Source organism: Bacillus cereus group sp. MYBK30-2 (genome assembly GCF_051915945.1).
Taxonomy (GTDB): Bacteria; Bacillota; Bacilli; order Bacillales; family Bacillaceae_G; genus Bacillus_A; species Bacillus_A paramycoides.
In genome coordinates, this window is record NZ_JBQAFR010000001.1 from 2,123,419 (window position 1) to 2,143,241 (window position 19,823).

Genomic DNA, 19,823 nt, shown 5'->3' on the forward strand with positions numbered 1-19,823 from the left:
CACATACAAATAAAAAAGATGGGAGCTCTACTATGAACAACAATCCACCTTCTCCCCCCAAGACAACTCTGAAGAAAATAGCCGTGACATTACACTACAAACATTACGGGTCATTGGACTCATCGTCCTCATTAGTGGTTATATCCTTGTCGCTCTCTCTGAAGTAGGTGAACTGAAGAATTTGTTAACTAATCCTGACTTAGCTGAAGTTGATCCGTTTTAGGGGCTATATAAAAAGCGAGTCCCAGTATAGCTGGTTCGCTTTTCATATAGTTTTATCCAATCTGCGAAACTTCTCTCTCATCCTCATACTTCTCTTTCCCAATTGCCTTCATAAATAATAAAATACTGCTCATACCAATGATAAAATACAGCGCACTCATTCCCCAAGATGCAATAAATGAGCCTAGCATAACTCCTAATGCACCGTTCATTTTCGCTACTTGAAAGACCATTCCGTTAATCGCCATATATGAGCCTCTCGCCTCATTTGGCACCATATCCGCCATAATAGATTGACGAACCGGAACATACATCATCTCTCCTACTGTTTGGAATAGCCCTGCGATTAATAAAATCCATAAGCTATTGCTCGTTCCGAGTATTGTAAATCCAATTGTGTAAATGAATAAACCTACATACAAGATTTTCAAATCGTTGAAACGCTTTAACATCTTAATAATAAGCGCTGAACATAGCACAACTAAAATTGTATTCTCTGCAGATATCCAGCTCAGCATTCGAATACCTGTTAAATCAAAAGTAAAACCATTTCCAAATAAAAAGTGAACCGTTTCAAATTCCTTCTGCAAACGCACCCCTAAATAATTATTAATTTGAAACTCTAACGATAGTGTGCATATACTCGCTGCACAAAAAATTAAAAACGCTCGGTCTTTCATAACAACTTTATAACTATCTGCCATATCTCTTAATACATTTTTCTTCTCTACTGTTTTGCGAGCTACATACACTTCTTCCATATATACAGCCATAACCATAACATATAAAGTAATAACCGCAACCGCCGTTAATACGATAAACAATTGTAAGCGATAGTTTTCAAATAGTAATCCACCAAATATCGCTCCAATTGCAATGGATAAGTTAATAGCCCAGTAGTTAATGCTGTACATAACCTTTCGATTTTCAGGTGTACTCACATCTATTAACATCGCCTCGGTCGCTGGATTCATAAGTCCAGATCCTAAGCTATTTACTAACATAAATAAAAACGTTAACCACGGTGAGTCTACGTAATCTGAATTCGCAACTCCCATACAAGCAATGGAAACGGCCTGTATACTTTGACCTATAATCATTACTTTTTTACGCCCAAGCCGATCTCCAATATACCCGCCATATAAACCAATTATTAATGAAGCTAACACATTGATTAGTAGTAAAGCGCCAGCAATCGCACTGCCTAATTTTATTGAAAAATAAATCGCCATAAATGGAAAAATCATCGTTGATACAGTTCGTGTTAAAAATGATGTTATAATTCTAATTTTTATATTTCGATGCATACTCCAAAACCCCATCGTTTCTCCCTCCTTATGCTTATTCATTTTACTTTGAAAAAGAGGAAGAAAAAGGTTAGAATATTCTAAAGAGTTTCCCCTTTTATACAGAAGGACGTGTATACATATGAAAATTATGGACTATTATATTAGACTAAGGCTGCATGTACAAGATCAACAGCATATGCGAAATAGCTTACAAGAATTAGCGGATATTTTATATTGCAGTACGAAAAACGTGAAGATTTTATTAAAGAAAATGAGCGAAGAACAATTAATTTGCTGGACTCCAGGGCGAGGCCGCGGGAATAAGACGGAAATTATATTTTCACATACTTTAATAGAAGCAATTGAATTATATACAGATGAACTTTTAGAGCAAGAAAAGTTAAAAGATATCTTTCTTCTTTTAAAAGAACCCCTTCCTCTTGCACTTCAGAAAAAAATAGAAAGTAAACTACATCATCATTTTGGCTATGAACCTTCAAATGATATGTACGACATATTAAAGATCCCTATATCAAGAAAGATATTACCGTTAGATCCGGCTTTTACGGCTGTAACTACGGAGAGCCATCTTACTAGTCAAATTTTTGATACATTAGTCGTTTATAACGATGTTACAGAAAAAATGGAACCACATCTTGCTCATACGTGGGAATTAAGTCAGGATCAACTTACGTGGACGTTTCATTTACGAAAAGATATACATTTTCATAACGAAACTCTTTTAACTTCTAAAGATGTTCAATTTTCATTTGAAAGATTAAAGCAAGTCCAATCTCCTTTCGAATGGTTAACAGAAGAAATTGTTCAAATTGAAACACCATCACCACTGCAAATACGATTCCATTTAGCAAAACCGAACTTATTTTTCTTACATTATGTGAGTTCAATGCAGCTCGCAATCTTGCCACATAATGCAGTCATTCAAAATCATCACTACATAGGCACGGGACCTTTTAAACTTAATCATTATTCTGAAGATAATATCGTACTCGAAGCTTTCACCCATTACTTTAAAGAGCGTGCGTTACTAGACCGTATTGAGTTTTGGCGTATTCCAAATCATGTGAAAATACATTCTGATTATGAACTGCCAAATGAAAATGAAAACGAAAGACACGATATCCAAATAGAAGAAATAGGTTGCATTTATGCTAGCTTCAATTTTAAAAAAACTGGTCCCCATCACGATATTTACTTTCGTAAAGCTTGGAGAGAAATATATGATGTTGAAACGATACTTTGTAACATAGAAGGAAGACGAACAATTGCTGCATCAAGCTTCTTTCCTGAAAGAAGCCGTCATCAAACCCCGAGAAGATCCTACTCTTTAGAAAAAGCGAAAGAGTATTTGAAAAAGAGCACATATAATGGAGAAATAATACATATTTACTTCTTCGCATTTAAAGATAGTGCAAACGACGCAGACTTCCTAAAAGAACGTTGCGAACAATTAGGAGTGCAAGTAGAACTTCACCCATTTCTCGTTTCAGATTATATGGATCGTTCTATTGATAAACATGCCGATATCATTTTAATGGGAGAAGTATTTGCCACTGAGCATGAAATGGCATTTTTAAACGTATTTAAAAATAAAAATTGCTTTATAAATCGATTCATGGACCCGCACTATGAGAAACAAATTAATTGTTTACTAGATACATTTTTATTAGAAGAAAATAAAGAAAAGCGCTATGAGCTCATATATGAAATTGAAGAGTTTTTGCAAGCTGAATACATTATTTTATTTAACTATCACGTTTTAAAAAGAAAAACATATCCCTCTTCTTTAAAAAACGTAACAATTGATTCATTCGGTTGGGCGAATTTTGCGAAGTTATGGATACAGCCATCCCCGCACTAAAATGTGAGGGTTTCGCATATATATTCTTTATAAAAGGAGAGAAACCATGAAAGGCAATCTAGAAAAAAGGCTTTCCTATCTATACACAGGTGAGTTATTTTCAGTCATTACTTTTATTTTTACAAGTTACTTAATTAATTATGCTTATCCTACATTACATTTATATTCCCTATATTCTTTTTGGGTCTCATTTCTTCTTTTAGAGTTTCTCTTACTACAAGGAACTGTTTACTGGTACGTAAAGTGGAAAAGACTAAAAAAAGAAAAAACATCTGTTACACCTATTGGGGTTATTCAATATTTAAAAATGCTAAAAAAAATAAATATAGGATTGATTATCACAGGACTTATTATGTTTATTATCGATTTTTTAATTTGGTATCCCCACTTACCTTTAAGCGGGCTATCATTCGCCCTATTTGTTTATGTTTTTGCATTATTTGAGTATATTAACTATTATCATGTTCAGCTTTCATATGATAACACCTCTGATATTAAATATTTAATAAAATCAAAAAAACTAAAACAGTCCTGTATGAGTAAAGATTTTCAACGTATTTCTTAAATTGAAGGGACATTACGCTTTAGTGATTTACAAAAATCAATGGATGGCATTAGTCCGAAAACATTGTCACTTCGACTAACAGAGTTAGAAACGCAAGGGATTATAACGAGAAAAGTGTATCCAGAAGTTCCGCCTCGTGTAGAGTACACATTAACGGATAAAGGAAAGCAATTAGAAAGTATCTTTATAGAATTAAAACGGTTTGGATTAAATTTATAAAATAAAAACCCCTTACAACGGTAAGGGGTTTTTCGTTACTTATTAAATTACCTCGCCAAACTTTCAGCTAACTGCTTCTCTCTCCACATAAATGTAATGCCGAGACCAACTATTAAAACAACTCCTGAGAAAGCATATGGATAATGAATATTTACATCAAATAATATTCCACCCATCGCTGGTCCAACAATATTTCCTAAGCTCGTATAAGTTGAGTTCATTCCAGCAACAAACCCTTGCTCTTTTCCAGCTGCTTTTGATAAAAACGTCGTTAACGCTGGACGCAGTAAATCGAAAGCTAAGAAAATAAAACAAGTAACAAGGAGCACAATCCAATAATTAAAGACTATTGTTGAAACAAACGCTAACACTGCTCCTACAATTAAACATAATTGAATTAGCACTTTTTCACCGAATATGTCCACTAATTTCCCAAACATAAATACTTGTACAACTACCCCAAAAATTGAACTAATTGTAATAATTGCAGCAATATCCTTCGGTGTGAAACCAAATTTATGATCAGAAAACAGACTAAAAACAGTTTCATATGCGGATAAACCGAATGCGAGTACAAATACAATAATAAATGCTATAGCATACATTGGATTTAAAGATTTCTTTAAATCTCCGATAAAACTTGATTCCTTCGTATTAGTAGAAATCTCTGCAAGCTCCTCTTTCGTTAACGGCTCTTTCAAAATAAATATAGAAATAATGCATGCCATAAAGGCAATAACTGCTGCCACAAAGAACGGTACACGTATACCATATTCTGCAATAAATCCGCCGATTCCAGGTCCTATTATAAAGCCAGTACTAATAGCCGCAGACAGATATCCCATCGCTTTTGGACGTTCCTGAATAGATGTAATATCAGCAACATATGCTGTAACGCCAGGCATAATAAACGCAGCACTAATCCCGCCCAGCATCCTTGCTACATAAAGCATCCATACGTCTTTTCCTAATCCAAAAAGAAGCTCTGAAACACCAAAAATAAATAATCCAATGATAATCATTTTCTTCCTACCGTAAAGGTCGACCCATCGACCAGTAATTGGTGAAGTAAGAAGTTGGGCCATTGCAAATACTGCAACGAGATATCCCATCGTTTTCCCTGTTAAATTCATATCATTCATAAAGGACGGCATAACTGGAATGATTAATCCAATGCCTAAAAAAGCAATAAATATATTACTTAAAAGAATGATTAATACCATCTTTTGTTCTTTAATTGGTTTCTTCAATGATTAACACCTCTTCCCATAAAACTCATTTCTGTACAGTTTCTCTCAAAAATAATGCCCAAGAAGTTTTTTCTTTATCCCGATTAGTGGGACTAATAATCAGTGGGGTGGAAAAAACTCCACTGATTAAAACTTCGCTTTACCCTTCAGCATATGCATAAAAACAAACTGAATGATTATCATTCAGTTTGTACTTGAAATGAATCCACCCTTGTATTTCTGATGAATTCACCCAGCTATTTATTCTTTTCCCCCGCTATTTGCGGGCAGTAAGACTCCCACCTCAAAATTCGGCGAATACGAGGAAGTTAGTTGGGAGATAACTGCCCTTAAATGCCCGATTGGTGTGGGCTAATAATCAGTGGGAAATGCCCCCCCCACTGATTAAAGTTTCACTTTATATGTAGTGCATGTGTTAAAAAATCTAACACCTCTGCTTTTTGGAGTTCAACTTGCTCATCATCTTTATGATCATATAAATGAACTTGTTCAGCTGCTGATTCAACAAGAGCGATAAATAGCTTTGCTGTTCTTTCTGCATGAATTGAATCACGAATTTCACCTAATTCTTTTGCCTCGCTTAAAAATTCACTTAGCCATTTATAAAGAGGCTCATATACAGCTTCCCATTCTTTTATATGTTCAGTAGATGCAAGACCCGCATACATTAAAGCTTGTATCTCACGATATTCCGCTATAAAGTCAAAAACAGCATCTATTACTTGCGTAACTTTCTTTGAAAAAGGTTCATCGTTCTGTACCTTTTCTTTTACTGCAAGTATCATCTTTTCAACCATCACTTCTGCTATTGCAGGCATAACAGATAACTTAGAAGGAAAATATAAATAGAAAGTTCCTTGCGCAATACCAGCCAATTTCACGATATCAGAAATCTTTGTTTTTTCAACACCCTTTTCCTGAAACACTTCAATAGCTGCAAAGATAATTTTCTCTTTTTTATTCATCATCTAAACCCTTTCACACGCGTATTGAATGACTGTCACTCATTTTATAAGAAAGTGTATTATACTGTCAATCATAGTGTATTATATAGAAAAAATCTCCTGATAGACGATTCATTGTTCTATTAGGAGACAAAAATATAATATATAATTTGTGCTATAGTATACTTCTTAAGAAAGAGCCTTTAATCCCGTCACTCCGCATACAATAAGAGCCACACTAATAATACGCGCTTTACTTTTCGATTCTCCAAACAGGAACATGTTTAATAAAACTGCGCCTGCTGTTCCAATGCCAATCCAAACCGCATAGGCCACACTTACTTGTAAGAACAAGAAAGATGTGTATAAGAATGCGAAGGAAGTTGCAAATCCACCTATATAAATCGCTCCATTTGCTAACGTCTTATCTTTACTATACATTTTAAGGCCTATCACACCGACTATTTCACTAATTGCAGCACAAAATACGAAAATCCAACCCATTTTTAAGCAGCTCCTTCCATAGTTTCTTCCACAGTCTCTGCTTTATTATCAGCCAATTTTAAACCGATCACGCCAGCTACAACCATCACAATGAAGAATAATTTTCCTAAACTAAAACTTCCACCGAAAAGAAAAACATCCATTAAGAAAGTTCCTACAGTACCAGCACCAGCAAACACCGCATATACTGTCCCTGTCGCCAGATGTTCACACGCTTTAGAAAGAAAATGAAAATCAACAGCGATAACTCCTACAATGATGACCCAATGCCACCAAGTATGGGCTGTATTAAAACCAAACACCCAGAAGACTTCAAAAATACATGTTAATATGACATATAACCAAGCTTTATTTTTCATACCTCTCACCTTTTATAACTGACTGACCGTCAGTCAGTTTATTTGTTTGTTTTTTTAAATATAATCTCACACTAACTAATATATAAACCGATATCATCCTCTTTTATCTTATATTTGTTCCGTCACCAAGCTGACTAAGATTATAAAGTTCTTTCAAATTCTTACGCCCCAAAAGAGATTCAATGTAATTTTAACATCCCCCTATTAATGAGCTCTCGTGTTCCCTTATCTACATCCTCTCACGAAAAAATGACTGAATGTCATTCATAAATATTCTACATGAACAATTTGTGAAATGTCAACAGCGAATTTCCATGCTAAATAAGGACAAAAGAAACAAAAATCCCCTCACCATATACATGTGAAGGGGGATTATAAAAAAATTTCAACTCGACTGTATATTTTTCAATACTCTGTCAATAATGGTAGTAACAAAATATTTTCTCCATTCCCCCTTGGAGATCCCTTTGAATCGAGCAGTTGCTTTTAGCTAGCTGCTCTTTTTTAATTTATCATTACATTATGATGAAATTGTATAGAGATGATGAAGTCGTTTAATTTTCGAAAGGCTAATAACTAATATAACTCCGATTATTATTAATCAATTCTAGAGGTTATTCTTTAATTTATTTTCCCCCATAGTCGTGTTCTACGTTCTTTAATAATAATTTTAAAGTTACCTCATGTAATCTGTCCGCATTTAACGAATTGTATGTGTCCATCGATAAATCTATAGATTTTCCTTTTAAATAAGCTTTAAGTCCTTGCGAAAATGGCTGTTCTACTAATTGAATTATTGGTAAAATAGCTTCTTCAACCGTTTTCCCTTTAAATTTATACATAATCGCCATGATTGCTTTCAAAATTCTATTACTATAAGCAACAGATGAACCATTTGTACGAACAAGCCATGGATTATACAAAATTGTTCCAATAGATGAATGCTTCTTTGCAAATTTAACAGCTAATAAATCATTTAATCGACTCCCGTTTCGCATCGCTTTAAAGCTCTCAAACGAATGGAATAATTGTAAATTATCCCATTGAATATTGCCTTTCATTCCTGGAGCACTAACATTAAACACAATAGGTTCATCCGATTTTTCAAGTAAAGGTGCAAGTCCATAGCTTAATATAAAACGACTTACATAATATAATGCAAATGTATGTTCATAGCCCTCTTTTGTCTTCATTGGCTCTTTACGAAAAGCTTGATTGGCTGCGAAAAAGAAAACTTTATCTAATTTATTAAACTTCGATACTACTTCGTTTATTACTCGTTCATTTTCTGAAACTAAAGACAGATCTGCTTGGATAAAATTTGCACGCTTCGTTGCATTATGTTGCTTTGCAAATTGTAAAAATTGCTTTCCTTTTTCCTGTGAGTAGCCAACAATAATGACTTCATTACCTTTCTTTAAAAAATCATCTGCAAGTGCACGTCCCATTCCATCCGTACCACCTTGAATTAGAATCGTTTTCATCTATATTCTCCATTTTTTGTTATTATTAACACAACAAGTGTTGTGTTAATAATATTATAATGAAAGTACAAATACAGAAACAACCAACAAAACGGACAACTTGTTGGGATAAGGAGAAAAATAAATGAAAGTACAAAATATACGAAAAACCTCCACAAAAGCATCAATAATGGAATCATTTACTCAATTATTAAAGAAAAAAGAATTAGAAAAAATAACCATAAAAAATATTACAGATTCAGCAAATATAAACAGAGCGACATTTTATGCACATTTTGATGATAAATATCAGTTATTCGATGAATTATTTGGAGAGTCAGCTTTTAGATTGGTAAAAAAACATACTAAAAGAATAGAACAACAGCATAGTGTAATGGTAGATCCTCTACTTGATGCAGTATTTGAATATATTCAGCCAATAAAAGAGAACTATCCGTATAACTATCAAAACTTATTACCTCGACTACGTGAAAAAATGGTTAATGCTTTGATGAGATATTTCGAGTCCAGCTGTCATTTGACTGCTGAGAAAGAAGTTAACTATTTCACAATCATGTTATTTGCTAGAATGCTTTATGATGCAGCAGAATTATCTATTCTTGAAAAAACTTCATTGTCAAAGCAGCAAATCATTGACCAAATGACAACTATGTTTAACCAGATTTAATTCACCTTTTTTGTATCATGCGAATATCGATGTATTCATTCTTTTATTATGAAAAGAATGAATACAAGATGGTGTGAAAATCCAATTTTACACCATCTTTTTTAATAACTTTGTTTTCAAACGACTTCATTGTCATTCTACAGAAATGCTCATAAATCAATTCCGCGACAAAAACCTGTATTCACTTTTCATTAGGAGATTCCACCTAAAAGAGTACCTTTCTTAGGGGCTCTTTTCACTTTCTTTCATAATCATGTAACAAGAGACGTAGTATTTTGTACACTATTTATTTTCCAACAATTCTTTGTACGCAATAATTTTATTTTCAAGCATCTTCTCTGTAATTACTAAGTTTTCTCTTTGAGTTTGAATAGATTTTTTATGATCTTCTAAAAGTTGTAACCGAGCCCCGGTTGTATGCTCCCCTTCTGTATATAATCTAGCGTATTCTCTTATTTTCGCTATCGGCATTTGCGTTTGTTTTAACTTCATTACAAACTGCAACCACTTTATATGTGACTCTTCATAGAGTCGATTCCCATTGGCATCTCGGTTTGCAATTAATATATTCTCCTTTTCATAATATCGTAATGTATGTGTGCTCACTCCTAATAATTTCGCTACCTCGCTAATTGTGTACATAATTATTCTCCTCCACACGATATGTATCCTCATATATTTTACTACCTTATCTAAATTTCAAAAAACATTTGACTTAGAGTGTACTCTAACTAATACAATCTAAACATAAATAAGTCAATTTGAATTCAGGGGGAGTTTATATGAAATATACTGTTATTACTGGTGCTAGTTCAGGAATCGGCTATGAATCAGCTTTAGCCTTTGCATCTCGCGGAAAAAACTTAATACTTGTAGCACGAAGACAAGCAGAATTAGAAGAATTAAAATTAAAAATTAACGAAATGAATCCGGAATTGGATGTTGTCATTCGAAGCACTGATTTATCCGTCACTGAAAATGTTTATAAACTTTATGAAAGTCTCCAAAGTTTTCAAATTGAAACGTGGATTAATAACGCAGGTTTTGGTAATTTCGCCTCAATTGCTGAACAAAATTTAAACAAAATCGAAACGATGTTGCATGTAAATATAGAAGCACTAACAATACTTTCTTCCCTTTTCGTTCGAGATTATTCAATGATCGAAGGAACACAGCTTATTAACGTTTCATCAGGCGGTGGATACACGATTGTTGCTAACGCTGTTACGTACTGCGCTACGAAATTCTATGTAAGTGCATTTACAGAAGGACTGTCTCACGAACTGAAAGAACAAGGTGCAAAACTACAAGCAAAAGTTTTAGCTCCTGGTGCAACTGAAACAGAATTCGCGAAACGTTCATTTGATATTGATGAGTTCCAATACGATAATATTGTACCGAAATTTCATACTGCAAAACAAATGGCACAATTCATGCTCGACCTTTATGATAACGACAAAGTTGTAGGGCTTGTCGATGGTTCTACGTATAACTATGAACTTAGAGATCCACTTTATAATTTTGTCATGAGACAAACGAATTCAAATTCCTAATAACATCTCATTTCTTATTAAAATACAGATGCCCACTATTATCTAAATAATAGTGGGCACTTTTTTTCTCTAAAAACTTCACCCAACATACCGAATCATCGCCACCTCATCACAGCAATCAAACTTTGGACAATGTCTACAATCGACCCATACTTTCTCTGGCAATGATTCTTTATGCACAAAATCAAACCCACACTTTTGAAAAAATTCTGTTTCATATGTTAAAGAAATTACTCTATTCACTTTTATTTTTGCTGCCTCATTCATTACATAATTCACTAACATACGCCCAATCCCTTTTCCTGCATATGTATGCGAAACTACTAACGATCGTACTTCTGCAAGATCCTCTCCTAATACGTGTAAACCAGCGACTCCAATAATGCTCTCTTCTTCTTTCACAACATACAAACATTGTAAATATTGATAAAGAGACAAGAGAGAACGTGGTAAAACAACTCCCTCTTTCGCATACACTTCAATTAAGTTATAAACCTCTTTCACATCACTTGTAACAGCATTACAAATTTCCATATTATATCCCCTTAACCAGCACATTAATATTTATAAAAATAAATGAATATTAATTCGTAATTTCATATAATAATACAATTCTCTTTTCGCCTCGTCAATTATTTTTCTGAATTTTACACAAATAAAAAAACCAAGCACTCTATTTCGTACTTGGTTCCTCATTCCGTATCGGCAATACCGTAGAATATTTAATTTCACGCAGTGCTAAACTCGTTTGTATCCGTGTAATGCCTAGCTTATTCAGCTTTCTAATAAACTGCTCTAGTTCTTTTCTGTCACGATTCGCCACTTTTAATAAATAATCATATTCTCCTGTTAAACAGTGACATTCTAACACTTCAGGCATAGATTCTAATTCTCTTTCTAGCACCTCAAGCTTTTCAGACTGATGAATATTTGTGCTCATAAAAATGAAGCATAATAGATCAAATCCAAGTTTTTCTTGATTTAAGATTGCCACTTGCTTATCAATGAAACCTTCCCCATCTAACCTTTTTATTCTTGCATGCATAGCAGCTGGTGATAAATTAACGCGACGTGCAAGTTCCGCATTGCTTACTTGCGACTCCTTCTGTAATATATCTAAAATTTGTATATCCAAATCATCTAGCACTTTAATAACAGATGACTCCATCAAAATTCCCCCTTTTTTTCTTACCGACGATTATTCGAAGAAACATCTCATAACTTATATAAAACTGAATATTTTTCTACGAATAAGATTTCTAACAAAACATTTTATTGAGTTTTCACCATTATACAAAAGAATATATTAGGAAATAAAGAAAAATGCTAAAATTATTTACAGTTCATTCTTATTTCAACAAAGGGGTTTTTAGTATGCCTTATTTTTACGTCTTTTTATTATTATTAACGAGCTTATTATGGGGAGGAAATTTCGTCGTTGGGAAATCACTCGTCGATCATGCGTCTCCGATGACACTGACAAGTTTAAGATGGATGATTGCGATTGTTTGTTTATTACCAATGGTATGGTTTAAAGAGAAGAAAATCATTCCACCACGCTCTGCAATACTTCCGCTAATACTTATGGGAATATCAGGAGTCGCTCTTTTTAACATTTTTCAATTTTTAGCATTAGAAAAAACATCCGCAACGAATGTAGGTCTTATTTCTACATTGAACGCTATTTCAATTGCACTATTTTCTGTGTTATTTCTAAAAGAAAAAGTAAATACACTTCAAATTCTTTCTATGATTCTTTCATTTTTCGGCGTCATTCTCGTTCTTTTGAAAGGAAATTTCGCTCTTTTATTTTCACTACATTTTAATAGCGGAGATTTATGGATGATTGCGGCTGTTTGTATTTGGGGCATTTATTCTGTTTGTAGTAAATGGGCGACAAAAACAACTACACCACTCATGGCAACTTTATATTCTGGTATTTTTGGCGTTATTTTATTACTCCCATTTAACATAGGCAACTTCACTGTTTCCAATATCAATTCTTCTTTCATTACATCACTTTTATATACAGGATTGATTTCAACAGTCCTTTGTATGGTGTTTTGGAACATTGGTGTACAGAAATTAGGAGCTACTACATCGGGGATTTTTCTAAATTTCAATCCAATTTTCACAGCTATTTTAGCATTTATTTTCCTCGGAGAAGAGCTAACATGGATTCAAATTTTCGGAACAATTATCGTCGTGACAGGATGTTATTTATTTTCTCATTTTAAAACTGTTTCTCCTCAAACGACTAGAACTTTAGTACGAAAACATTCTTAATGAAAAAGCATCGCCACCAGAGTGGCGATGTTTTTATTTACCCTTCATTTCTTTCACATACTGTCTTTCTTCTTCTGGCGATAAACGTTCTGTTGCCTTTCCGGTATCACCACCTTGAATTTCCCACAAAAAGTTATGCTCCTCAACTGTTTGTGAAAAGTCTCCTTTCTCCCAACGCTCCAAAGTAGAAAGTAGCTTTGATTTATATTTAAAATTTGTACTGCTTTCTACTGCGTTCTTCGCACTACTAATTTCCTTATTTGTCATTTCGATAAATCCCCATTTCTCAGAGGATTTCACTTTTTGATGTACCATCCTATGCATTGTAGAAATAATTTCATCTTCACTAACTTGTGGCTTCTCTTCCTTTACTTTCTTCTCCTGTTGATCCATTACTTTTTGTACTTTAAGGCTCTTCTCCTCTTCCTCTATATAATTAAGAAATTTAGTAACACCGAATAAAGCCCCCATCACAATTACAATCATTGTAATTGTCCCTATTATCCATTTTTTCATATTATGTACTCCCCATTCCCCCTAATAATTACATAAACAAATGGAATCGCCTGCACATAGTCGATTCCATTTGTTTCCTTATTTCATTTTAAGCCTTCATCGCTTCTCGTACAATATAACTATCCACATACTGCTTAAACTTCACGATTTTTCCGTTCTCAAGTTTCCATACGTGAACAAAGTCTGCTTCAAAGGATTTTCCCGTCTCTTTATAAACTCCTGAGTAAACACCTTCAGCAATAATCACATCTTTTCCGTTTACTTCATGGTACGTATTTACATTAGCCTTATAATCATTCCATTCTGATCCTAAACGACTAAATACATTTTTCATTACTGCTTCTACACCAATATACGTTCCGCCGTACGGAAAACCCGCTGCCTCTGTCCATTCTACTTTTCTAGAAAGGGCTTCCGCTAAATGTTTTGCATTTGAAGAAGCCGAACCTTCATATGTGCTTCGAATCATTTCTAAATTTGACTTAGTCATGCTATTTCCTCCACATTTTTTATTTTGCTACTTCAGTTGTAACTAATTGAGTTACATTTATAACAAAAAAATATTAGCTGTTCCGTAACTACGCGACTAGATGTAACTATTATAGTTACATCTAGTCGTCAAGTCAACACTTAAAAAATGAAATTTACTTCGTTTTCATTACTTTCTCTTTTAAAAAACGATCTACATATCCTTCTGCTTTTACAATGAATAAATACGCACCCATTGACAATAATGCAAGATCTAATTCATATCCCGGATTCTTTCCATCTCCTAATAATCCTGCTGCTCCATTTACCTTTACGATAGCTCCAGCTAAAATAAGAGCAAATAACAATCCTACATATCTCACACCTAAACCGATAATTAATAATATACCACCAACTAATTCAACTGTTGCTACACCGTATGCAAGACCACCTGGTAATCCGATGCTTGTAAACCATCCTGCTACGTTATCGATACCTGATTGAAACTTTGCTAAACCGTGTGCAAAAAAAGTAACTCCTAACACGATACGAATAATTAAATTACCAATATATTGATTCATTCTGAACCCCTCTTTTGTTTTGTTATGGTGAACTTTTATTCACAAGACAAAACAATACGGTATTTCCTTTCATTCGTCAAATACTTTTTTTAAAGAAAACAAAAACATTATCTATTTTACGGATAATGTTTTTTTACAAAATAGCGCTAATTCAAGGTTTCACTCAATCACGTAAAAAAGTTGAAACTTTTTCCCAGCACCTATATAAGACAATAGCGATACGTCTTCTTCAATCACCATTCCAACAACATTCACTTTCTTATCTGCAGGTAAATCATTTATAACAATTTGCATTTCACCCGTATATCTACCGTATAATTCATTATCAATTGTAATACTGCCTCTTTTTCTTAAAATTGTATTCACCGGTTGTAATACAACATTATTTTCTTCTCGCGATTCTACAGAGCGAATTACATCACCCGCTGGATCAAGCCGGTTCGTATGCACTCGTTCTATCAGCTGTACCGCGTCGCTATCATTCATAAAGGATTGATACCGCACCGGGATAATTCCACCACTCGCACTCGCAATTTCTTGTACACTTTCTAGACTCCCGCTTATATCTCCAATTAATACTTTATCAACATTGCACTCTTGAACAAGCTCTAAATACGCTTCAAGCGGGCGCATATGTCGATGTTTTTCTAAAGTCGGTAAACCTTCATATAAAGGACCTCGTTTTTCACCATCCCCTGGAATAAATGCCATCGTTTTTATTCCGCACTCATGTAAATATTTATTTTGTTTTTGCAAAAATGATTTTGCTAGTCCTGTTTCTGGACGTGGATAAAAATTATGCCACGCTTCTACATGATCTACTCGTATATTTTCTGCCATTAACTCTTTCCAAAATGATTCCGTAATCGTACTCGCGTTTAACGCTACTTTCATCTTATGTGATACGCATGCGATTTCTTTTGGCACAATACCGTAATCCATTCGTAATCCTGTAATGCCCCACCCCACTAACTCTTCCACATTTTCATACGTTATTCCTAAATGATGTAAAGATTTCGGAGAGACATCGACCATTAATTCCATTTCATACTTCAACGCTTGTTTCCCAAGTATTTGTATTAACTCTTTATACGTATTTGGATCGTCTTCTGGAATGTGAAGAGATGTAAAAATAGATGAAAATCCGTTTTTCTGTGCTATTTCCAACCATTCTTCTTGTTTCTCTACTCGCTCTTTTGAAAGATAAATTGAAACTCCTATCATATGAATCTCCCTTTCTATTAATAAAAAAAGAGAAAGGAATCCCTTTCTCTATATGTTTTCTGCCATTTCTTCTTTAAATCCGAAGAAGTACGTAAAGATAAATCCGAAAGTATATGCAATTACTAACCCTAAGAAATATAGTAAATATTTATTATCAGCAATTAACGGGATTAAAGATAATCCTGATACGCCAATTCCGAGTGAAGCCGTTTTCATAACTGCTTGGAATGCACCACCGACAGCCGCTCCTAAACAAGCAGTAATAAACGGTTTCCCAAGTGGCAATGTAACCCCGTATAATAACGGTTCACCAATTCCTAAAAATCCAACTGGTAATCCACCTTTAATCACATTACGAAGTCGTTTATTTTTTGTTTTTACAAAAATCGCAATTGCTGCACCTACTTGCCCAGCGCCAGCCATTGCTAAAACTGGTAATAAAGGCGTTACGTGCGTTTGATTAATAAATTCCATATGAATCGGTGTTAAACCATGATGTAACCCGACCATAACGAGAGGTAAAAATGTTCCAGCAAGCACAGCTCCGGCAAATGCTCCGCCAACATTTAAAATTGCATTAATACCGCTCGTAATACCATCAGATAAGAATCCGGCTACTGGCTGAATCGCTAACATCGTTACTATACTTACAGCTAATACGGTAATAAGTGGTGTTACGATAATATCCACTGCATTTGGCACTGCTTTTCGTACTCGTCTCTCAACTACAACCATAAGCCACGCTGCAAAAATAACTGCAAACAAACCGCCCCGTCCAGGTACCATTGCTTCACCAAATAATTTCACATTTGCCATCGCCGGATTGAAAATTAAAATACCAGCAATCGCACCAAGAACCGGTGTTCCGCCAAATTCTTTCGCTGTATTCCAACCGACTAAAATTCCTAAGAATGTAAAGATACCCCCGCCAATTAAAAGTAACATTTGTAGCCATGTTGCATTCGGATCAGCACCTGCGTTTTTCGCAAAATTAGCAACTCCGTTTATAATTCCTGATGCAACAAGACCGGGAATTAACGGAATGAAAATACTTCCTATTTTTCTTAAAAAGTTTTTCACTGGCGTATTGTTTTTCTTCTTAATCTCTGACTTTATCTCTTGACCGATATCCTCAAGGTGATGATCTGCAACCTCACCAATTCGTAATCCTGTTAAAACTTCCATTTCAGCTGCAACTTTATTTACCGTTCCTGGACCAACGACAACTTGAAGTGTTTCATCTTCAATGACACCCATAACGCCTTCAACTTTTTTCAGAAGGTCCATATTCACTTTACTTTCATCATGAAGCGTTAGTCGTAACCTCGTCATACAATGAGCAATGCCACGAATATTTTTTACTCCCCCAAGTTGCTCCGTAATCTCACTTGCCATTCTCACTTCTTTCTTCATAATAGAATCCCCCTCCCCAGAGTTTAGAGTGCCTTCTTCACAAATCCTTTCGCTTCGTTTAATTTTTTTAGTGCTTCCCCATATTCACACTGTAGTAATATCATAACGATTGCAGCTTTCACATTTCGATCTGCCTTTTCGTAATACTCTGTAGCTACTTCATAACTAGCGCCTGTCGCTTCAACAATAATTCGTTTTGAGCGTTCTACTAGCTTTTCATTTGTAGATTGAACATCTACCATTAAGTTTTTATATACTTTTCCTACACCAATCATAGACGCTGTAGAAATCATATTCAGTACTAATTTTTGCGCTGTACCGGCCTTCAAACGTGTTGAGCCTGTTAATATTTCTGCGCCTGTCTCCACTTCCACATTTAGTTTTGCATATTTACTTATCGCAGCATTTTTATTACAAGAAATACTCGCCGTACTCGCTCCCACACTATTTGCGTATTTCAATCCGCCAATTACATAAGGCGTTCTACCACTTGCTGCAATTCCAATAACCGTATCTTTCTCGTTTAACTCAATACTTTTCAAATCTTCTTCTGCTAACTCTTCACGATCTTCGGCACCTTCCACCGCCTTAGTAAACGCTTTCAATCCACCCGCTATAAATCCTTGCACCATTTTGTCATCTGTGCCAAATGTCGGTGGACATTCCACTGCGTCTAAAATGCCTAAACGGCCACTCGTACCAGCCCCAATATAAATTAATCGTCCATCTTCTTCAAAAGACTTAATAACAATCTGTACAACCTTTTCAATTTCTTCTATTTCATTTTCAACTGCTAACGCAACAGTTCGATCTTCTTGATTCATACTTTGTAAAACTTCTTTTATACTCATCTCATCTAAATTCATCGTCTTCTCATTGCGATGTTCTGTAGATAAATTTTCTAACATGCTGTCACCTTCTTTGAAATTTTATTTCACACTTTCATTATAACTTCAGGAAACTAAAAATCAATAACTCTTTCTTATTTTATGAAATAAAATTTCATCGCATGACATATTTGTGTCAAATATAATAAAAAAGATGAGTCTCCTCATCTTTTTTTCTACTTTAACTTCCGTAACCTTACTGCTTCTTCTCTCGTCTCCATAAATTGATCTATCACATTATTACCAATACGATTAAAAGTAATAACGTATAAAGCATCAATCATATTGAGTTGCGTCATCCGTGAAGCAATACTCGCTATACGATGATCTTGCTCTACATCTGGCATACAAAGACGAATGTCTGCCGTTTTATATAAAGGAGATGATTGATCTAGCTTCGTAATCGCAATAACCGTAGCTCCTCGCTTCTTCGCATATTGCGCCATTTCGAGCACATCTTTCGTCCGCCCAGAAGTAGAGATCGCCACAAATATATCTCCCTCTTTTAAATTCGTGACGAGTGGCAACATCATATGAAAATCAAATAGCATCATCGCTGTAAATCCAAGTCGAGTAAATTTATAAGCTCCGTCCATCGCCGGTGTAGCTGACCCACCTACACCGTAAAACATGACCTTATCAGCATTTACAATACTATCTGCTGCTTTCTCGAGTTCCTTCTTATCTATCGCGGTAACACTCGCCTCAATTGCAGCTTTATTCACATATGTAACTTTATTGAACAAATCGTACGGTCCATCTTCTGTATTCATCACTGAAAAATCGTTAATATTATAGTCAGCAATCGTTAATTCACGAACGAGGGCTAACTTAAATGCTTTAAAGCTCCCAATACCGATTGTTTTACAAAAACGTACAACACTCGCCTCACTCGCTCCCGCATTTGTAGATACTTCTTTCGTCGTTAAATTCGGAACAATCTCTGCGTTCTCCATTATGTACATGGCAACCTTTTTCTCAGCTGGTGAAAATTGATCCATATTATTTTCAATTTTAAATAGTAATGTTGAAGCTTTCACCATTTAACCTCCACTTCTTGTGGCTACTTTTTATTTCGTATATTCTCCTTCTTCAAGAAGATAATAGCCATCATCACCAGGCGGATGAAACACATTTACAGTGCGATTCCCTTTTTGATAAACGGTTCTTTCCCCTTCTGTCCACTTCTTTTCCCATCCATTTAGCCAAACTGCGAAGTCTGGTAAAAATGCAGTGTATTTATATTCATTTGGATAACCGCCTTCCACGTGAGAAGAAAAAATAGAAACCGGAAAATCTTTCACTTTTGATTCTTTTCCTACAATACATGGTATGCAAAGTAAAAGAAGTATAACTACGCCTATAACTTTTCCCCTCGTAATCTTCATCTATTTCTCTCCTTGCCCTAGCATATACGTAGATTTTAACATAATTACAACTTATTCATGCTACATAACTATTGCTTTTTACGATAAAAAAAGAGCTTACCTATATAAGATAAGCTCTTTCT

The 19,823-nt window shown here is 34.7% G+C and carries 22 protein-coding genes and 2 pseudogenes; 7 read left to right on the forward strand and 17 right to left on the reverse strand.

Annotated features, from left to right (window positions below; all coding sequences use genetic code 11):
• Positions 1 to 32 precede the first annotated feature (32 nt).
• Positions 33 to 223: pseudogene (locus ACTFQM_RS10915) on the forward strand (hypothetical protein).
• Between the two features lie 52 nt (positions 224 to 275).
• Here the strand turns inward: ACTFQM_RS10915 and ACTFQM_RS10920 are convergent.
• On the reverse strand, positions 276 to 1,544 hold the full coding sequence (locus ACTFQM_RS10920) for an MDR family MFS transporter (RefSeq protein WP_440034306.1): 1,269 nt from the start codon (positions 1,542 to 1,544) through the stop codon (positions 276 to 278).
• Between the two features lie 106 nt (positions 1,545 to 1,650).
• Here ACTFQM_RS10920 and ACTFQM_RS10925 point away from each other — a divergent pair, with 106 nt between their 5' ends.
• From ACTFQM_RS10925 to ACTFQM_RS10935, 3 genes and pseudogenes are all read left to right on the forward strand, one after another.
• Positions 1,651 to 3,393: an ABC transporter substrate-binding protein gene (locus tag ACTFQM_RS10925; RefSeq protein ID WP_440034307.1), complete on the forward strand. Its 1,743-nt coding sequence runs from the start codon at positions 1,651 to 1,653 to the stop codon at positions 3,391 to 3,393.
• Positions 3,394 to 3,439: 46 nt separating this feature from the next.
• Positions 3,440 to 3,958, forward strand: a complete 519-nt coding sequence (locus ACTFQM_RS10930; protein WP_440034308.1) for a general stress protein — start codon at positions 3,440 to 3,442, stop codon at positions 3,956 to 3,958.
• A pseudogene (locus tag ACTFQM_RS10935) lies at positions 3,959 to 4,177 on the forward strand (winged helix-turn-helix transcriptional regulator); the annotation flags it as partial. It abuts the gene before it with no gap.
• A 47-nt stretch (positions 4,178 to 4,224) separates the two neighbouring features.
• Here the strand turns inward: ACTFQM_RS10935 and ACTFQM_RS10940 are convergent.
• The 5 genes from ACTFQM_RS10940 to ACTFQM_RS10960 all read right to left on the reverse strand — a co-directional run bounded on the left by ACTFQM_RS10940 (position 4,225) and on the right by ACTFQM_RS10960 (position 8,718).
• Positions 4,225 to 5,427, reverse strand: coding sequence for an MFS transporter (locus ACTFQM_RS10940; protein ID WP_025150273.1), 1,203 nt, complete (start codon positions 5,425 to 5,427; stop codon positions 4,225 to 4,227).
• Positions 5,428 to 5,819: 392 nt separating this feature from the next.
• Entirely contained in the window at positions 5,820 to 6,395 is a 576-nt protein-coding gene (locus ACTFQM_RS10945) for a TetR family transcriptional regulator (RefSeq protein WP_440034309.1), read from the reverse strand.
• A gap of 165 nt (positions 6,396 to 6,560) precedes the next feature.
• The gene (locus ACTFQM_RS10950) at positions 6,561 to 6,875 is read right to left on the reverse strand and encodes a DMT family transporter (RefSeq protein WP_048373562.1); all 315 of its coding nucleotides are present in this window, start codon (positions 6,873 to 6,875) and stop codon (positions 6,561 to 6,563) included.
• A 2-nt stretch (positions 6,876 to 6,877) separates the two neighbouring features.
• Positions 6,878 to 7,234 (reverse strand): DMT family transporter, encoded by a 357-nt coding sequence (locus ACTFQM_RS10955; RefSeq protein ID WP_002170531.1) that lies wholly within the window; start codon positions 7,232 to 7,234, stop codon positions 6,878 to 6,880.
• A 626-nt stretch (positions 7,235 to 7,860) separates the two neighbouring features.
• Positions 7,861 to 8,718 carry an SDR family NAD(P)-dependent oxidoreductase gene (locus ACTFQM_RS10960; protein WP_440034310.1) on the reverse strand — a complete coding sequence of 286 codons (858 nt, stop codon included), beginning with the start codon at positions 8,716 to 8,718 and terminating at the stop codon, positions 7,861 to 7,863.
• 124 nt (positions 8,719 to 8,842) lie between these two features.
• Here ACTFQM_RS10960 and ACTFQM_RS10965 point away from each other — a divergent pair, with 124 nt between their 5' ends.
• Positions 8,843 to 9,385 (forward strand): TetR/AcrR family transcriptional regulator, encoded by a 543-nt coding sequence (locus ACTFQM_RS10965; protein ID WP_440034311.1) that lies wholly within the window; start codon positions 8,843 to 8,845, stop codon positions 9,383 to 9,385.
• A gap of 282 nt (positions 9,386 to 9,667) precedes the next feature.
• Here ACTFQM_RS10965 and ACTFQM_RS10970 read toward each other — a convergent pair whose 3' ends face one another.
• The gene (locus ACTFQM_RS10970) at positions 9,668 to 10,027 is read right to left on the reverse strand and encodes a MerR family transcriptional regulator (protein ID WP_440034312.1); all 360 of its coding nucleotides are present in this window, start codon (positions 10,025 to 10,027) and stop codon (positions 9,668 to 9,670) included.
• A 140-nt stretch (positions 10,028 to 10,167) separates the two neighbouring features.
• Here ACTFQM_RS10970 and ACTFQM_RS10975 point away from each other — a divergent pair, with 140 nt between their 5' ends.
• Positions 10,168 to 10,938 (forward strand): SDR family NAD(P)-dependent oxidoreductase, encoded by a 771-nt coding sequence (locus ACTFQM_RS10975; protein ID WP_440034313.1) that lies wholly within the window; start codon positions 10,168 to 10,170, stop codon positions 10,936 to 10,938.
• Positions 10,939 to 11,016: 78 nt separating this feature from the next.
• On the opposite strand, the gene ACTFQM_RS10980 is transcribed toward ACTFQM_RS10975, so the two are convergent.
• Positions 11,017 to 11,472, reverse strand: coding sequence for an N-acetyltransferase (locus tag ACTFQM_RS10980; protein ID WP_440034314.1), 456 nt, complete (start codon positions 11,470 to 11,472; stop codon positions 11,017 to 11,019).
• Positions 11,473 to 11,611: 139 nt separating this feature from the next.
• Complete coding sequence (locus ACTFQM_RS10985; protein WP_002150350.1) at positions 11,612 to 12,106, reverse strand: Lrp/AsnC family transcriptional regulator; 495 nt, start codon at positions 12,104 to 12,106, stop codon at positions 11,612 to 11,614.
• 206 nt (positions 12,107 to 12,312) lie between these two features.
• On the opposite strand from ACTFQM_RS10985, the gene ACTFQM_RS10990 reads away from it, so the two are divergent.
• Entirely contained in the window at positions 12,313 to 13,224 is a 912-nt protein-coding gene (locus ACTFQM_RS10990) for a DMT family transporter (protein WP_440034315.1), read from the forward strand.
• 33 nt (positions 13,225 to 13,257) lie between these two features.
• On the opposite strand, the gene ACTFQM_RS10995 is transcribed toward ACTFQM_RS10990, so the two are convergent.
• From ACTFQM_RS10995 to ACTFQM_RS11030, 8 genes are all read right to left on the reverse strand, one after another.
• Complete coding sequence (locus ACTFQM_RS10995; RefSeq protein ID WP_048373574.1) at positions 13,258 to 13,740, reverse strand: PRK06770 family protein; 483 nt, start codon at positions 13,738 to 13,740, stop codon at positions 13,258 to 13,260.
• Positions 13,741 to 13,828: 88 nt separating this feature from the next.
• Positions 13,829 to 14,230, reverse strand: coding sequence for a nuclear transport factor 2 family protein (locus ACTFQM_RS11000; RefSeq protein WP_048373577.1), 402 nt, complete (start codon positions 14,228 to 14,230; stop codon positions 13,829 to 13,831).
• Between the two features lie 154 nt (positions 14,231 to 14,384).
• Complete coding sequence (locus tag ACTFQM_RS11005; protein WP_002150357.1) at positions 14,385 to 14,789, reverse strand: DoxX family protein; 405 nt, start codon at positions 14,787 to 14,789, stop codon at positions 14,385 to 14,387.
• 159 nt (positions 14,790 to 14,948) lie between these two features.
• Positions 14,949 to 16,013, reverse strand: a complete 1,065-nt coding sequence (locus ACTFQM_RS11010) for a DUF871 domain-containing protein (RefSeq protein ID WP_440034316.1) — start codon at positions 16,011 to 16,013, stop codon at positions 14,949 to 14,951.
• Positions 16,014 to 16,061: 48 nt separating this feature from the next.
• On the reverse strand, positions 16,062 to 17,426 hold the full coding sequence (locus ACTFQM_RS11015; protein ID WP_440034317.1) for a PTS transporter subunit EIIC: 1,365 nt from the start codon (positions 17,424 to 17,426) through the stop codon (positions 16,062 to 16,064).
• Between the two features lie 23 nt (positions 17,427 to 17,449).
• Positions 17,450 to 18,334 (reverse strand): N-acetylmuramic acid 6-phosphate etherase, encoded by an 885-nt coding sequence (murQ, locus tag ACTFQM_RS11020; protein WP_440034318.1) that lies wholly within the window; start codon positions 18,332 to 18,334, stop codon positions 17,450 to 17,452.
• 155 nt (positions 18,335 to 18,489) lie between these two features.
• Positions 18,490 to 19,353 (reverse strand): MurR/RpiR family transcriptional regulator, encoded by an 864-nt coding sequence (locus tag ACTFQM_RS11025; RefSeq protein WP_440034319.1) that lies wholly within the window; start codon positions 19,351 to 19,353, stop codon positions 18,490 to 18,492.
• A 30-nt stretch (positions 19,354 to 19,383) separates the two neighbouring features.
• Positions 19,384 to 19,701: an outer surface protein gene (locus ACTFQM_RS11030; RefSeq protein WP_440034320.1), complete on the reverse strand. Its 318-nt coding sequence runs from the start codon at positions 19,699 to 19,701 to the stop codon at positions 19,384 to 19,386.
• Positions 19,702 to 19,823: the final 122 nt, after the last annotated feature.